Annotated in this window: 14 protein-coding genes; 3 read left to right on the forward strand and 11 right to left on the reverse strand. The window is 68.4% G+C overall.

Features of this window, described 5'->3' with window-relative positions:
- Positions 1–24: 24 nt before the first annotated feature.
- The 4 genes from C457_RS08880 to C457_RS08895 form a co-directional block, all read right to left on the reverse strand.
- A complete protein-coding gene (locus C457_RS08880) occupies positions 25–1,698 on the reverse strand; it encodes a hydroxysqualene dehydroxylase (RefSeq protein ID WP_008093854.1) in 1,674 nt (557 codons plus the stop codon).
- A 128-nt stretch (positions 1,699–1,826) separates the two neighbouring features.
- Positions 1,827–2,297 (reverse strand): hypothetical protein, encoded by a 471-nt coding sequence (locus tag C457_RS08885; protein WP_152419980.1) that lies wholly within the window; start codon positions 2,295–2,297, stop codon positions 1,827–1,829.
- A gap of 62 nt (positions 2,298–2,359) precedes the next feature.
- Positions 2,360–2,944 carry a hypothetical protein gene (locus C457_RS08890; protein WP_049913462.1) on the reverse strand — a complete coding sequence of 195 codons (585 nt, stop codon included), beginning with the start codon at positions 2,942–2,944 and terminating at the stop codon, positions 2,360–2,362.
- Between the two features lie 72 nt (positions 2,945–3,016).
- Positions 3,017–4,063: a pyridoxal-phosphate-dependent aminotransferase family protein gene (locus tag C457_RS08895; protein ID WP_008093859.1), complete on the reverse strand. Its 1,047-nt coding sequence runs from the start codon at positions 4,061–4,063 to the stop codon at positions 3,017–3,019.
- 168 nt (positions 4,064–4,231) lie between these two features.
- On the opposite strand from C457_RS08895, the gene C457_RS08900 reads away from it, so the two are divergent.
- From C457_RS08900 to C457_RS08910, 3 genes are all read left to right on the forward strand, one after another.
- A complete protein-coding gene (locus C457_RS08900; protein WP_008093860.1) occupies positions 4,232–5,239 on the forward strand; it encodes an AIR synthase family protein in 1,008 nt (335 codons plus the stop codon).
- A gap of 158 nt (positions 5,240–5,397) precedes the next feature.
- The gene (locus C457_RS08905) at positions 5,398–6,726 is read left to right on the forward strand and encodes a cobyrinic acid a,c-diamide synthase (protein WP_008093861.1); all 1,329 of its coding nucleotides are present in this window, start codon (positions 5,398–5,400) and stop codon (positions 6,724–6,726) included.
- 165 nt (positions 6,727–6,891) lie between these two features.
- A complete protein-coding gene (locus C457_RS08910; RefSeq protein WP_008093862.1) occupies positions 6,892–7,611 on the forward strand; it encodes a cob(I)yrinic acid a,c-diamide adenosyltransferase in 720 nt (239 codons plus the stop codon).
- Between the two features lie 33 nt (positions 7,612–7,644).
- Here C457_RS08910 and C457_RS08915 read toward each other — a convergent pair whose 3' ends face one another.
- The 7 genes from C457_RS08915 to C457_RS08945 form a co-directional block, all read right to left on the reverse strand.
- Positions 7,645–8,733 (reverse strand): LeuA family protein, encoded by a 1,089-nt coding sequence (locus C457_RS08915; protein ID WP_008093863.1) that lies wholly within the window; start codon positions 8,731–8,733, stop codon positions 7,645–7,647.
- A complete protein-coding gene (locus C457_RS08920) occupies positions 8,734–9,981 on the reverse strand; it encodes a CaiB/BaiF CoA transferase family protein (RefSeq protein WP_008093864.1) in 1,248 nt (415 codons plus the stop codon). It lies immediately after the preceding gene.
- Positions 9,978–11,129 (reverse strand): ABC transporter ATP-binding protein, encoded by a 1,152-nt coding sequence (locus tag C457_RS08925; RefSeq protein WP_004040844.1) that lies wholly within the window; start codon positions 11,127–11,129, stop codon positions 9,978–9,980. The genes C457_RS08920 and C457_RS08925 overlap by 4 nt, the downstream gene beginning before the upstream one ends.
- A complete protein-coding gene (locus C457_RS08930; protein ID WP_008093868.1) occupies positions 11,129–11,995 on the reverse strand; it encodes a carbohydrate ABC transporter permease in 867 nt (288 codons plus the stop codon). Before C457_RS08930 ends, C457_RS08925 begins: the two co-directional genes overlap by 1 nt.
- A 1-nt stretch (position 11,996) precedes the next feature.
- Positions 11,997–12,926, reverse strand: a complete 930-nt coding sequence (locus C457_RS08935) for a carbohydrate ABC transporter permease (protein WP_004978357.1) — start codon at positions 12,924–12,926, stop codon at positions 11,997–11,999.
- Positions 12,923–14,161: an ABC transporter substrate-binding protein gene (locus C457_RS08940; protein ID WP_049913470.1), complete on the reverse strand. Its 1,239-nt coding sequence runs from the start codon at positions 14,159–14,161 to the stop codon at positions 12,923–12,925. Before C457_RS08940 ends, C457_RS08935 begins: the two co-directional genes overlap by 4 nt.
- Positions 14,162–14,422: 261 nt before the next feature.
- The gene (locus C457_RS08945; protein WP_004978354.1) at positions 14,423–15,061 is read right to left on the reverse strand and encodes a helix-turn-helix domain-containing protein; all 639 of its coding nucleotides are present in this window, start codon (positions 15,059–15,061) and stop codon (positions 14,423–14,425) included.
- Between the last annotated feature and the right edge of the window lie 111 nt (positions 15,062–15,172).

A 15,172-nucleotide genomic window follows, 5' to 3' on the forward strand; every position in this document is an offset into this window, starting at 1 on the left:
CGAACCCAGCGCCGAGGACAAGGGTCAGTCATCGAATCCCCAGCCGCTCGTGCGCAGCCCTCGGAACGTCGACCGCAGTCCGCGCTCGGCCTCGCCGGGGTGTGGGAGTCCCAGCCGAAACGCGACCTCGTCCTGCCGCTTCGGCGGGTCGAACAGTTGTGGCTCAGACAGCCCCCAGACAGTCGGGGGCGGCGCTCCGGCCCCCGTGTGCTCGACGATGCCACCGACGGCTCGGCGGGCCGCCTCGTTCGCGCTCTCCATCGTCGCCAAGTCAGTGTCCGTGCGGACGTAGTCGGCCGCCAACACGAGGTTCGGTGCGTCGGTCACCGCAGGGGGCCGGTCTCGGAGCGAGCCGACCGTGTTGATTAGCAGCGGTTCGTGATTCTCCATGCCGTCGCCGGTCTCGACGATTGCGGGGTCGAGCACCCAGTCGTACAGGTACTCGGTCGAGAGCCGCTCCGCATCCCGGTTGAGGTGAGCCGTCAGTTGGTGCCAGACCTCGGTTTTGATCTCCTCGCGGCTACACTCGCGGGCCGGCTTGTCGTACACCGATCCGGGGGTCTCCCAGTCCGAGATAATGGCGGAGAGGACCCCTCGAATCGAGCCGTCGGCACACGTCTCGATGTCGAACGGGCCGTCGTCCCAGAACTGGCGCTGCGAGATCGCGGTCAGCGCCCACGGGGAGTCTGTGTACGCTTGATGGCCGCGCGCGAGTGGCAGGTCCTCGGTGAGGTAGAACTGAATCCCGTTCATCCAAGCGGTGTCGAGTCGCCCGATGGTTCCGAGCGACGGGGCCGCCAGCCGGAGTTCCGGCGTCACCAACGACGCCATTACCTCGACCGGAAGCGCCGCCACGTAGTAGTCCGCGGTCACTCGTTCCCCGCCGGCGAGTTCGACGCCGGTGACGCGACGGCCGTCGGAGTCGATTTTCGTGACCGGCGATTCCGTGCGGACGGACACGCCCAACGATTCCAGATAGGACTCCCACGGCGTCATCCAGACCTCGCTCGTCGGGCCGTTGAGCACCGCCTCGGTCGGCCGGTTGGGGTCAATCTGATCGAGCATCAACTGCGCGTAGATCTGTCCGATGGTACGGGCGCTCCCGCGCTGGGGCTTCAGCGCGACGAGTGCCTGCGTGCTCTCGGCGAGGTGCTTGCGGTAGGCCGGTGACTGCGCCTCCGCGTCGACGAACTCCCACCACGACACGCGGTCGAGTTCCCGTTCGCGGCGCGCTCGACAACTCGTCAGCAGCACCAGCAGGCGTCGTAAGAAGTAGTTCGTCTCGGCGGGGCTGATTTCGCCGCCGCCGATTGTCGGTTTGAGCGCGGCGACCCACTCGGCAATCGTGTTCGGTGTCCGCGTCTCGGACCGCATCTCTTCGCCCGTCGTCGTCGCGATGAGCGTTTCGTCCGTCTCGACGAGGTTGTCCGCGACCGTGCCCCCGGCCGCCCGCGGAATTCGGCCGAGCGTGTCGCGGAGATTTCGATAAAACCCCGGGAAGAACCGAAACCCGTGTTCTGCCGGCAGCGAGTGACCGTCGTCACCGGAGGGGACCGAGAAGCTCCGAGCTTTCCCGCCCAGTCGCGATTTGGCCTCGTACACGGTCACGTCGAAGCCGCGTTCCCCGAGTTCGTGCGCCGCGCTCAGCCCGCCGACCCCTCCCCCGAGAACGGCGACTCGAAAACTGCCTGCTGACATACGCTACTCGTGGTGCGAGACGGAATAATTATTTGCAATATCGAAGCATCTGCCGTCTCAGCGGGCGAGAACCGCGGCACACCCGCCCCGTAGCAGAGAACGGGTCGACGGAGACGACGAGAGCGTCGCTACAACGTGGTTGCGTCTTCGGGAACTTCGGGAACTGACGTCCAACACCGGTTCCGAGAGTCGTCAGCGGAGACGAGCGGGGTATCAGAACAGAGGGGTGTGTGCGCGAGTCGATAGACGAACTCGCCGTGGCTCACGTAGTATCCCGATGGAATCGACGCTTCGTGCTCCGAGCGGTCGTAGTACGGAAGGTCCTCCAGTGCGGCCGCGACAGCCGCGTACTCGTCTCTGGCCAGACGAAAGTCCATCACGCTGTAGGGGTCTCGTTGGGTCACTCGGTCGAGCGCTCGCAGTATCAACTCCGCTCCGTCGAGTCGTTCGTCCGAGGCGGAAACGATCTCCGCCGCCTCCGGTGACGGGATGTGCATCACCGTGAGTACGCCCCCGTTGACTCCTTCGATGGTGAGACAGCCGCTCAGCGCGGCGACCGAACCGAGCCCGAGTGTTGCAAGTAGCGACCGCCGATTCACGACGCTGTAACTCCGACGGAGTCACATCACCGTTCCGGTGCCCGGCGCGTTCTGGCCGGGCCTCACGCGACTTCGGGAACGAGATTCGTCAGGGCGCGGTCGCCGAACAGGACGACGAGCGCCGCGCCGACGAGGTTAAAGACGAGGTCGAGGGCGGTGTCGACCCGGCCGTAGGAGACGAGCACGGGTTCGATACCGAGCGCGTCGGCCCCGCGGTGGATGGCGTACTCGGCGAGTTCCCAGAGCACGCCGGCGCAGACCACGACCGCGAGGACGCGCGTCGAGGGGTCGCGGCCGCGGCGGCGCGAGAGGACGTAGACGACCCCGCCGAGAATCGTCGCCGAGTGGGCGTGGGTGAGGTGGTCCCACCACCACACGTCGTCGTAGGGGCCGAGCATCCCGACCGAGTGGGTCAGCATCGCCGATTCGACGTAGAGGCGCTGCCACGGACGGAACTCGACGCCGGCCAGTCGCTCGACTGCGACGGGGAGGAACGTGCCCGCGAGGGCGAACACGGCGTTCACCATCGCGGCCGGGTTGCGGCGGCGGAGCCCCGTCAGGAACACGGCGACGATGGCGGCCCTGATTCCGTCGTCTGGTCGCCGCCGTCCCGCTGAATCACTCGTCTCGGTCACGGTTGTTCTCACCGAGACTGTCGTCGGCTTCGGGTAAAAACGTTGACAGCCGGACGGCGGTCGGTCCCGGACGAACGGCCGCCCTCAGACGACGGTCGCGAGCGCCTCCATCACGCGGTCGACCTTCTCCACGTCGGCGTTGTAACCCATGTGGCCGACGCGGAGGATGTCGTCGGCGAGGTCGGCGAGGCCGGTCGCGAGGACGATGTCGTGTTCGGCTTCGAGTTCGTTCCGGACGCGTTTCGCCTCGTCGGGAAGGTAAAACGCCGTCACCGTCGGAGCGCTCCGCTCGGCGTCGGGGTAGACGTCGAGTCCGAGGTCGGCCCCGCGCTCGCGGCAGTGCGCGGCGGCCTCCTCGTGGCGCTCGTAGACGGCGTCGAGGCCCGCTTCGAGGAGCATCGACAGCGACTCGTCGAGGGCGGCGACGTTCGCGCCGAGGTGGGTGTACGGGAAGCCCCCGCTCGTGTCGCGCCACGGCAGGAGGTTCGTGTAGAGGGAGTCGGGGTCGCGCTCCTCGATGACCTCCCACGCGCGGTCGCTGACGGCGACCGTGGTGAGGCCCGGGGGCGAGCTGAACGCCTTCTGGGACGCGCCGAGGTTGATGTCGATGTGCTCGCTCGGGACGGGGGTGCCGCCGAGCGAGGAGACGGCGTCGACGATGGTCAACACGCCGTGGTCGGACAGAAGTTCGAGGACCGGCGCGATGTCGTTGAGCGTCCCCGTCGGCGTCTCGCAGTGGACCATCGTGGCGACCTCGAACTCGCCCTCGTGGAGCGCGGCTTCGACGCCCGTCACGTCGAGCGGGTCGGTGTAGTCGGCACCGACGACGGTCGGTTCGCCACCGTAGCTCTCGACGAAGTCGGCGAAGCCGTCGCCGTAGAGGCCGTTCGAGACGCAGAGCACGTCGTCGCCGGGGGCGACCGTGGAGGCGATGGCGGCTTCGAGACCGAGGATACCCTCACCGCCCATGACGACCACGTCGTCGTCGGTGTCGTAGACGCGCCGGAGCTTCTCGCAGACGCCGTCGTAGGTGTCGAAGAAGGACTGCTCGATATCGGGATTCGGCATCGGCTCGCTCAGTCGGTCGCGGACCCGCGGCGGCACGGCCGTGGGACCGGGTGTCATCAGCATGGATTCCCGTTACGAACAGAGCGTCTTAGCAGTACGGCATCCGCGGCGGGTGCCCGACCACGGCCTGCTCGGCGGGGGGGTGGGCGGCGGACGCGGCCGGCGAGCGCGACCGCCAGCGCCGGCGGCGGACGGGAAGGCACAAAAGCGCCCTCGCCGTCACCCACGTGTATGGGCAAACTCTCACCTGCGGACCTCGACCGTTACGTCTTCTCGCGGACGGGGGCCCCCAACGACGACCTGCTCGTCGGGGCCGGCTACGGCGAGGACGCCGCCGCCGTCGCCACCAGCGAGGGGACGATGGTCGTCAGCACCGACCCCATCTCGCTCGCCGCCGAGCGCATCGGCACCCTCGGCGTCGCTATCGCCAGCAACGACGTGGCCGCCTGCGGGGGCGTGCCCGAGTGGCTCGTGAGCACCGTCCTCCTCCCCGAACCCGACGTGGACCTGCTCGACGACATCACCGCCCAACTCGACGCGGAGGCCAACAGACTCGGCATCAGTATCGTCGGCGGCCACACCGAGACGGTCGCCGGTCTCTCCCGGCCGCTCCTGTCGCTCACCTGTATGGGTCCGACCGACCGGTACGTCCCGACCGGCGGCGCGGAACCCGGCGACGCGGTGATTCTCACCAAGGGTGCCGGCGTCGAGGGCACCGCCGTCCTCGCCACCGACTTCCGCGCCGACCTCGATGCCGCCGGCGTCGACGCCGAGACGGTCGAGCGCGCCGCGGGCTTCTTCGACGACATCAGCGTCCTCCCCGAATCCGCCGTGCTCGCGTCCGACGCGACCGCGATGCACGACCCGACCGAGGGCGGCGTCCTCAACGGACTGGTCGAACTCGCCTGCGCTTCCGGCGTCCGAATCGAGGTCGACGGCGACGACGTGCCCGTCCGCCCCGAGACGCGGGCGCTCTGCGACGCGATGGGCGTCGACCCGATGCGGATTCTCGGCTCCGGCGCGCTCCTCGCGGCGGTCCCCGGCGACGAGGCCGACGAGGTGCTCGCCGCGCTCGACGACGAGCGAATCGAGGCGACGGTCGTCGGAACCGTCGAGGCGGCGGACGACGGCACGAGCGCGGCCGCGGACACTGACGTTGATTCGGACGTGGGCGTCGTCTACGGCGGGACCGACTACGCCGACGGCGTCGAAGACGACATGTACGACCTCTGGGACTGAACAGAACGCGAGTCGCCGACCGACGCCGCCCCCGGCGACCGACCCAACACAACTTTGACTACTGAAATTCCACTTGTTGATATGACTGCTGAACGTCCGTCTCGACTCGCGAGCGACCCGCCGGGAGCGCCGTCCGCGACCCGGGCCGCGGTGACCAGATGAGAGGCGTCGTCGTCGCCGGCACGGCCTCCGGCGTCGGGAAGACGGTCACGACGCTCGCGGTGTGCCGTGCGCTCGAACGCGAGGGCTACGCGGTCCAGCCGGCCAAGGCCGGCCCCGACTTCATCGACCCCTCACACCACGCCGCCGTCGTCGGCAAACCGTCGCTGACGCTCGACCCGTGGCTCGAAGGCGAAGACGGCATGCGCCGGACCTACGCCCGCGGCGAGGGCGACATCTGCGTCGTCGAAGGCATGATGGGCCTCTACGACGGCGACACCTCGACGGCTCGGGTCGCCGCCCTCCTCGACCTCCCCGTGGTCCTCGTCGCGGACGCGAGAGCCGGGATGCAGAGCGTCGCGGCGACGGCCTACGGCTTCCGGACCTACGCGGACCGCATGGGCATCGAGGCCGACGTGGCCGGCGTCATCGCCTCCCGCGCCCACGGCGGCCGACACGCCGAAGGCATCCGCGACGCCCTCCCCGAGGAACTGCCGTATCTCGGTCGAATCCCGCCGAGCGACGACCTCGAAATCCCCGAGCGCCACCTCGGACTCCACCTCGGCGACGAGGCCCCGCTGTCCGACGAGGCGCTCGACGCCGCGGCCGACGGGATTCGCGCCGACGCGCTCGCCGAGGTGGCGCGAAAACCCGAGTGGAACACCGAGGAGTTCGAAGCGGGCATTCGAGCCGAGTCGTCCCAAGCTACGGATTCCGACGGTCCGACGGTCGCCGTCGCCCGCGACGAGGCGTTCTGTTTCGTCTACCCGTCGACCCTCGACAGACTGGAATCGCTCGGAACCGCCTCGTACTTCTCGCCGGTCGCCGGCGACGACCTCCCCGACTGCGACGGCGTCTATCTGCCCGGCGGCTACCCCGAGCGGTTCGCCGCGGAACTCGCGTCGTCGACGACGCTCCCGGCGCTCGCCGACCGGGCCGCCGACGGCCTGCCGGTGTTCGGCGAGTGCGGCGGCCTGATGGCGCTCACCGAGTCGCTGACGACGACCGACGGCGACACCCACGAGATGGCCGGTATCCTCCCCGCCGACGTGACGATGCGGGAGCGCTATCAGGCGCTCGACCACGTGGAACTCCGCGCGACCGACGGGACGCTGACCGCCGACGCGGGCGAGACGCTCCGCGGCCACGAGTTCCACTACTCGTCGGCCGACCCCGCGACCGACGCCCGGTTCGCCTTCGACGTGGAGCGCGGCACCGGTATCGACGGCCGCGAGGGACTCACGGAGTACCGAACCCTCGGCACCTACGCCCACGTCCACCCCGAGAGCGGGGCCTTCGACCGCTTCGTCTCGCGGCTGGCGGACTGACCGCGGCGAGAGCGCGAGGGCGTGAGAGCGCGGGAGCGAGGGCGGCGAACCCCTATATACGAAGCCGCGACAAGCACCGACCGACGACCGACCCACGCGGGGCGGGACGGACCTGACCGATCCGCACCGATCCGACCCCGACGCGACACCGATTCACACTCAACGATGACCGACGCATCCGACGGAAATCCCGAGACAGACGACGAGACCACCCCCGACTCGGTTCGAGCGAACACCCCTGGCCGCGGCGTCCGCCCCGAAGCGGCCGCCATCGAACCCGCCGCGCCCGACGACTTCGGCCTCGTGCAGGTGTGGTGGGGCGACGGCAAGGGCAAGACCACGGCCGCGATGGGCATGGGCTTCCGCGCCGCCGGCCACGGCTACCGCGTCCACATGCTCCAGTTCCTGAAGGGCGGCGCGGACTCCGTCGAGGCCGTCCGCGGGGAGTACAACGCTATCGCGGCGATGCCCGGCTTCTCCTTCGAGAACCTCGGCCACTACGGCTGGGCCGGCATGGCCGACGGGAGCGACGACGCCGACCACGAGGCGCAGGTCGCCGCCGGTCTCGACCGGGCGCGCGAACTCGTCGACGCCGCGGCCGACGCCGACCTCACCGAACCGCTCGCCCTCGACGGCCCGCCGGAGGACGGCGTCCATCTCCTCATCATCGACGAACTCCTCTACGCCGTCGCGATGGGACTGCTCGACGAGGAAGACGTGCTCGACCTCGTGGAGCGAAAGCCCGAGCATCTCGAACTCGTGTTGACCGGGAGCCACGAGGAACCGACCTACGTCTCCGACGCCGCGGACCTCGTGACCAACGTTCGAAAGGAGAAACACCCCATCGACGCCGGCCAGCGCGCGAGAAAAGGAACTGAATACTGAGCGCGTCGGCCAGTCCGACGGAGCGCCGACGGCTCAGAGCCGTCGGGCGATGTCCAGCGCCTCGTCGGTCGGCACCGGCTCGTCGAGCGACCGGAGCGTCTCGACGAGCGCCGCGACCCGCGTTTCGTCGGGGTCGTCGCCGACCCGCTCCAAGAGCCGCCGGGCCGCGCCGGTCCCGCTCTGCGGGCCGAAGTAGAGCGTCCGCGACCCGCCGAACGCGGCCGGGTCGAACGGCTCGAACGTCGCCGGGTCGTCGAGCATCGCCGCGGTGTGGAGCCCGGATTCGTGGGAGAACACGTCCGACCCGAGCACCGATTTCTCCGCCGGCACCGACTCGCCGAGCGCCGTCAACACGTCGTTCGCCCGGGGGATGAGCGTCGAGGGGTCGAGCGCCGGGCGGTTCACGGCGCGGCTCGTCTCGGCCGCGACGACGAACTCCTCGACGGGGACGTTGCCGGCGCGCTCGCCGATACCACCGACCGACACGTCCACTTTCTGCACGTCGTGGGCGACCGCGGTGAGCGCGTTGGCCGTGGCGACGCCGAGGTCGTCGTGGAAGTGGACGCCGAGGCGGGTCGGGTCGGTGTCGAGGTCGTGGAGGAACGACGAAACCTCGAACGGCGTCTTCGAGCCCACGGTGTCCGCGATAGTGAGGTACGTCGCGTCTATCGAGTCGAACAGGCCGTCGAGGAACGCGGGGTCGGTCCGGAAGCCGTCCATCGCGGTGAAGTGGACCTCCAGCCCGGTCTCGGTCGCGGAATCGACCGTCTCGCCGACGAGCGAGCGCAGTTCGTCCGCGTCCTTCCCGAGCAGTTCGGTCCGCTGTCGCTCGCTGGTCGGCGCGAACACGTCGATAACGTCGACGCCGGCGTCGACCGCGGCCTCGACGTCTTTCGAGACGGCTCGGGCGATGCCCGTCAGTTTCGTCTCGACGTCGACGGCGTCGCAGACCGCTCCGGTCTGTGCGCCCGCAATCGGGAAGCCGACCTGCACGTAGTCGACGCCGAGGTCGGACAGCGCGCGCACGGCCGCGACCTTCTGCTCCGTCGTGTAGGACGCGCCGGGTCGCTGTTCGCCCTCGCGGCAGGTCACGTCGAGGAGGACCGGCTCCGCGGCGGCCATTCAGACCCCTCCCGCGCGCCGGAGCGCGTCGATGTCGGCGTCGTCGTAGCCGAGCGACGAGAGAATCGCCTCGGTGTGCTCGCCGAGCTTCGGCGGGTCGGTCGATTCGGGACGGTCGAAGCCGCTGGCGACGACGGGGAACCGCGGGACGCTGACCGACCGCGACGTTCCCTCGGCGGTCTCGACCTCGGTGAAGAAGTCGGTCGCCCGCAGGTGCGGGTCCTCGGCGACCTCGTCCATCGAGTTCACCTTGGCGACGGGGACGCCGACCTCGCGCAGGCCGGCGACGAGGTCGGCCGCGTCGTGGGTCTCGCACTCGGCGCGGAGCAGGTCCATGAGTTCGTCGAGGTTCTCCCGGCGGCCCGGGAGCGTGTCGAACCGGCCGTCCTCGTGGAGGTCGAGGGCGAGCGCCTCGCAGAGCGCCGCCCACTGACGCTCACCCGAAGGACCGATGAACACCCACTCGTCGTCGGCCGTCTCGAACACGTCGTAGGGTGCCCAGTTGGGGTGCGACGCGCCCATCGGACCCGGCACGTCGTCGTAGGCCTCGGTGTACGCGAGCCAGTAGCCCATCATCGAGACGGTGGACTCGAACAGCGGTGCGGTCACCTTCGACCCCTCTCCGGTCCGGTCGCGGCGGTAGAGCGCCCCGAGGACCGCTATCGCGCCGTAGAACGACGCGGCCATGTCGGCGATGCTCGTGCCCGACCGGACCGGGGGCATCCCCTCGTGGCCGGTGACGCTCATCAGCCCCGACAGCGCCTCCGCGATGGGGTCGAGCGCGGGGTACGACTCGTAGGGGCCGGGATTGAACCCCTTGATGGAGCAGTAGACGAGGCCCGGATGCGTCTCTTTCAACTGCTCGTAGCCGATGCCGAGCCGTTCGGCGGTTCCCGGCGCGTAGTTCTCGACGACCACGTCGGTCTCGTCGAGCAGGTCGAAGAACGCGTCGAGTGCCGCGTCGGACTTGAGGTCGAGCGTGAGGCTCCGCTTGTCCCGGTTGACGTAGTTGAACGAGCTGTTTCCGACCGGCGACGACCCGCGGATGAGGTCGCCGCCCTCCGGGTGTTCGACCTTGATGACGTCCGCACCGAGGTCGGCGAGGAGCATCGAACAGAACGGCCCGGCGATGATATGGCCGAGTTCGAGCACGCGCACGCCGTCGAGCGGGAGTCCTCGCGTCGCCGACGCGGTCGCGCCCGCGGCAGTCTCGGTACTCTCGGCGCGCTCGGCGCTGTCGCCGCTCATGGAGTGACGCCCCCCGTCCCCGCGGGCGACGACGAGCGCTCGCCGGCGCGTTCAGACCCGAAGAGTATCGTCTCGCCGTCCTCGCCGAAGACGAACGCGTCGGCGAGGTCGAACGACACGTCGAGGCGGTCGCCCGCGACCGCGTCGTCGACGGCGTCGCTGACCACGTCGAAGGGGGTGCCGTCTTCGAGGCGGCCGTGGACCACGGACTCGGTGCCGAGCGTCTCGACGACCTCCACGTCGACCGAGAGCCGACACGCCCCGGCGGAGCCGACATCGAGGTACTGCGGCCTGATGCCGAGTCTGACGCGGCCGGCGGTCGGGGCGTCGACGCCGGCCGGGAGCGAAAGCTCGAACCCGGGACCGACGAGCACGGTCTCGCCGTCGCGGTGCTCGACCGCGCAGTCGACGACGTTGGTCGAGGGCATGCCGATGAACTGCGCGACGTACTCCGAGTTCGGGTAGTCGAACAGCTGTTTCGGCGGGTCGACCTGCGCGAGTTCGCCGTCGCGCAGGAGGACCACCTGGTCGCTCATCGTCATCGCCTCGGTCTGGTCGTGAGTGACGTAGACGACGGTCGTGTCGAGTTCCTGATGCAGTCGCTGAATCTCGACGCGGAGGTCGGATTTGAGCTTCGCATCGAGGTCGGACATTGGCTCGTCCAACAGCAACACGTCGGGGTCCTGCACGAACGCGCCGCCGAGGGCGACGCGCTGTTGTTGGCCGCCGGAGAGCTCGGCGGGCATCTTCTCCAACTGCGCTTCGATTTGGAGGACCTCGGCGGCCTCGTCGATGCGCTCGTCGCGCTCGGCCTTCGGGACGCCGTGAATCTTCAGGCCGTAGCCGATGTTCTCGCGGACGGACATGTGCGGGTAGAGCGCGATGGACTGGAACACCATCGAGACGTTGCGCTCCTGCGGCGGGAGGTCGGTCACGTCCTCGTCGCCGAACGAGACGGTGCCCGAGGTGGGCGTCTCCAGCCCGGCCAGCATGCGCAGGGTCGTCGTCTTCCCGCAGCCCGAAGGGCCGACGAAGGTCGTAAACGAGCCTTCGGGGATGTCGAGGCTGAGGTCGTCGACGGCGACGTGCGTGTTTCCGAGGGTGCGAAACTCCTTTCTGACGGTGTCGAGGTGGATGCTGGTTGCCATTATTCGAGGCCTCCAACGCTGAAGCCCTGGAGGAGGTATCGTTGCAGGAACAGTGCGATGAGGAACGGCGGAATCGAGATGAGAAGCGAGACGGCCATCGTCTCGCCCCAGCCGATGCTGACGCGGTCCAAGAACAGCGACGCGCCGACGGTGATGGTGTACATCTCGTCGCGGCTCATCACGACGCGCGCCATGGTGAAGTCGTTCCACGCGACGGCGAACGCGAAGATGGCCGCGGAGATGTAGCCGGGGCGGGCGACCGGCAGGACCACGTCTCTAACCGTGCGCCAGCGGCTCGCGCCGCGGACCCACGCGGACTCTTCGAGCGCGATGGGGACGGTCTGGAAGTACTGCCACATCAGCCAGATGCAGAACGGCGCGGAGATGGCCGTCAGCGCGAGGGTGAGCGCGAAGTGGCTGTTGAGCAGGCCGAGCGTCGAGAAGACGACGTACAGCGGGATGGCGAGGACGATGGGGCTGAACATGTACGAGAACAGCACCGCCCGCGCCGCCAGCGACTTCCCGGTGAAGTCGAAGCGCGTCAGGCCGTAGCCCGCCGCGACCGCGATAGTCGTCGAGAGGACGGTCGAACCGAGCGTGACCACGAGACTGTTGACGAAGTACCGGACCGTGTCGGTCGACCCGAGGAGGACGAGGAAGTTCCGGAGCGACGGCTGGGTGGGCAACAGGTTCACCCGCCCGCCGGCGAACGTCGTCGCCGGCGACTGGATGGCGATGACCACCATCACGTACACCGGGATGATGGTGAACACCGAGATGAGAAGCGCCGTCAGGTAGACGGCGATTCGCTGGAGGCGTTTCTGGGTGTCGTGGGAGACGAGGCTGCGACCGGTCGATGTCGCCATCTCACGCCACCTCCTTTTCGGGGGCGAACGCCCGGAAGTAGACCACCGCGACGCCGGCGAGGAGGAAGAACATGACGCCGGCGAGCGCCGTCGCCATGCCGAAGTTCACCTCGCTGAACGCGAGTTGGTAGACGCGAATCGGGAGCGTCGTCGTCTGCTGGAGCGGGCCGCCGCGGGTCGAGAGGTAGATGATGTCGAACTTGTTGAACATCCAGATACCCCTGACGAGGAGAATGATGAGGATCGCCCCGCGGAGGTGCGGGAAGGTGATGTCGCGGAACGCCTGCCACGTCGTCGCGCCCTCGACCCGCGCCCGCTCGTAGAGGTCGGGGTCGATTGCCTGCAGGCGCGCGAGCAGGATGAAGAAGGCGAAGCTGGCGAACTTCCAGACGCTCGTGACGACGACCGCCGGCATGGCGAACTCCAGGGTCGAAAAGAACGCTATCGGCTTGTCGATGAGTCCGGCGTCGACGAGGAACTGGTTCAGAATCCCGATGTTGGGGTCGAGGATGAACTTCCACATGAAGATGACGACGAGCGTCGGCAGGAGGTAGGGGAAAATCATCAGCGTCCGCAGGGCGTCGCCGCCGCGGATGCGCTGGTTGATGACGAGCGCGAGCCCCAGCCCGATGACGAGGCTCAGCCCCGTCGTCGCCACCGCGTAGACGACGCTGTTCCAGAGGAAGCCCCAGAACGCGCCGTTTCCGAGGAGTTCCGCGTAGTTGCCGAGGCCGACGAACTCGGGGTTCCGCACCGGCGACGCGAACAGGCTCATCCCGAGCGCGTAGACGATGGGGATGACCCAGACCACGACGAAGAACGCGAGCATCGGGACGAAACACGCCGCCAACAGGAGCGTCGTGCCGTCCACGTCACGCTCTCGGAGGGCCGACCCGGCGGCCGCCAACCGCGATTTGAGGGCCGTACTCATTGCAACCCGCGGAGCTCTTCGGCCAACCAGTCGACCGTTTCGTCGGGTGTGAGCCCGCCGACGAGAAGCTGGTCAGCCGCCTGTCCGAAGAGCTGTTCGCTGTAGGCGTCGGCCGCGACGATGTTCGGCGCGCCGTCGTCGCCCGTCGCGAGGACGCTCGTGAAGGCGTCCCAGTTGTCGCGGACGAGATTCATCACGTCGGGGTGCTGCTGGATGACCTCGTTTTCGGCCACCTCGGGCGCGTCGAGTTGCTCCCGCGTCGGCGGGAACTGGAACAGCGGCGCGGAGAGCACGAAGTCGAAGAAGCGCGACGAACTCGTGAAGAAGTCGACGAACGCCTGCGCGCCCTCGGTGTTCTGGCCGTCGTTGCGGACGAGGTGACCCTCCATGTACGCCCACCACCTGTCCTGTGCGGCCCCGCTCGGCACGGGGAAGGGCATCGGGCTGAGATTCTCGACGAGGTCGGGTCGGTTGGCCTGAATCGTGAGAATGGGGAGGCCGCCGACGCTGGCGATGGCCGCGGCGTTCTCCTGTTGGAGCGCGCCGATGGCGTCGCCCCACGCCCACCCCGAGCCGTTCGGCGAGTGTTCGGCCATCGACTGGACCCACTCGAACGTCTCGACGGCCGCCTGTCGGTTGTCGTCGTTGTCGAGTCTGACCTCGATGCCGTCGGAGGGGCCGCCGTAAATCTCCACGTCGTTCTGCCAGAGGTACTGCGTCATCTGGGTGTCGGCGTTGTTCGTCTGGCCCGACTGGATGACGTAGCCCTCCATCGACTCGTTGGCCGACACCTCGCCGGCCGCCTCGACCCACTCGCTCCACGACGCGGGCATCTCCGAGTACACGTCGTTTCGGTACCAGCCCATGAGTGGTTCGACCATCGCGGCCGCGAAGTACGACTCGCCGCCGACGCTGACCGGGTCGGGCAGGTCGTTGTCCTGAACCGCCCCCGTGACGGGCGCGAGGACGCCGTCGCGCTGGAGCCGATACGCGTCTGTCGAGGTGTCGAAAAGCAGGTCCGGCGGGTTGCCAGCGGCGACCATCTTCTGCATCTCGGCGTCCGAGGAGGTCCCCTTCGCCGTGTAAATCATCTCGACCGTGTGGTCTGTCTCCTCCTCGAACTCGGCGATGATTTCGTCCATCACGTCCTTCGAGTCGCCCCGGTCCGAGAGGTATCGAATCGGCTCGTTGGAGCCGCCGCCACCGCCGCCGCCCAGACAGCCCGCCGTCGTCACCGCCGCCGCGCTCCCGACCGCCGCGAGGAACGTCCGGCGCGACGACCCGCGCGTTTTCCGCCCGTCACCACCACGAGAGTGATTCCCATTCATCATGGTAATTGCAAACAATACGTACACCGCTAGAGGTCACGGGAGTAGTGCCTACACCTGTTGGCTCTTTATAGTGGTTTTCGAAGATATGGTGACGTGTTTCAGGTGTACTAGGTGCTCAAAATTCGGGGTGCAGCGTGCGCCGGAGGCAGTCGGACTCGGCTGAGGTCAGGTGCTGTCGGGGTTCGCGGGCGTCGTCGCATCGGCGAGCGCGTCGCTGAGGAGTTTCTTTTCCGCCCGCCGGAGGTGTTCCAACACGGTCGGTCGGCTCACCTCGAACGCCGCCGCGATTTCCTCGACCGTGACGCCCCGCGGCCAGTCGTAGTAGCCACGTTCGAGCGCGTAGCCGACGACCTCGGCCTGCCGCTTCGAGAGCCGCGTGGAAGGGCCGACGAAGGGCTTCAGCCGGCGGAGTTCGACGGTCCCGAGCGACCGGAGCCCCGAGATGATGGCCTTGAGGTCGGCCCGCCGGAACACGACCACGTCGAAGACGCGCGAGCGACCGTAGAACTGGCTCATCCGCTGGAGCATCCCGTGGTTCTCGCGGATGACGGGGAGCGCCCCGGACGACCGCTTCGTGATGAGCAGTTGGTCGTCGCCGACGAGTTCGAGGTCGCGGACGACCTCGCTGGCGGCGAGCCGTTCGGCCATCTCGTCGCGGTGCTCCCCGGCGTCGACGACGAATCGGATGTCCGTCTCGCCGAGCACCTCGCAGTTCGTCACGACGACCGGCCCGTCGACGAGGTCGCTCACGTGCGACAGCACGTAGTCCTCGTTCAGTTCGAGGAGGATGGTCGCGCGAAGCATCGCTACCGGGACCTCCGGCTGTCGGGGCTGGGCGGGCGTCCGGGACGGTCCTGTTCGACCACGTTACTACGCCGATACGTCGCCCGCGGGTAATAGCTGTATCCCGATCCG

Source organism: Haloferax prahovense DSM 18310 (assembly GCF_000336815.1).
Lineage (GTDB): Archaea > Halobacteriota > Halobacteria > Halobacteriales > Haloferacaceae > Haloferax > Haloferax prahovense.

Coding starts and splice junctions, on each gene's coding strand:
- C457_RS08880 (WP_008093854.1), bottom strand. CDS start 1,698: ATGTCAGCAGGCAGTTTTCGAGTCGCCGTTCTCGGGGGAGGGGTCGGC.
- C457_RS08895 (WP_008093859.1), bottom strand. CDS start 4,063: ATGCTGATGACACCCGGTCCCACGGCCGTGCCGCCGCGGGTCCGCGAC.
- C457_RS08900 (WP_008093860.1), top strand. CDS start 4,232: ATGGGCAAACTCTCACCTGCGGACCTCGACCGTTACGTCTTCTCGCGG.
- C457_RS08905 (WP_008093861.1), top strand. CDS start 5,398: ATGAGAGGCGTCGTCGTCGCCGGCACGGCCTCCGGCGTCGGGAAGACG.
- C457_RS08910 (WP_008093862.1), top strand. CDS start 6,892: ATGACCGACGCATCCGACGGAAATCCCGAGACAGACGACGAGACCACC.
- C457_RS08915 (WP_008093863.1), bottom strand. CDS start 8,733: ATGGCCGCCGCGGAGCCGGTCCTCCTCGACGTGACCTGCCGCGAGGGC.
- C457_RS08920 (WP_008093864.1), bottom strand. CDS start 9,981: ATGAGCGGCGACAGCGCCGAGCGCGCCGAGAGTACCGAGACTGCCGCG.
- C457_RS08925 (WP_004040844.1), bottom strand. CDS start 11,129: ATGGCAACCAGCATCCACCTCGACACCGTCAGAAAGGAGTTTCGCACC.
- C457_RS08930 (WP_008093868.1), bottom strand. CDS start 11,995: ATGGCGACATCGACCGGTCGCAGCCTCGTCTCCCACGACACCCAGAAA.
- C457_RS08935 (WP_004978357.1), bottom strand. CDS start 12,926: ATGAGTACGGCCCTCAAATCGCGGTTGGCGGCCGCCGGGTCGGCCCTC.
- C457_RS08945 (WP_004978354.1), bottom strand. CDS start 15,061: ATGCTTCGCGCGACCATCCTCCTCGAACTGAACGAGGACTACGTGCTG.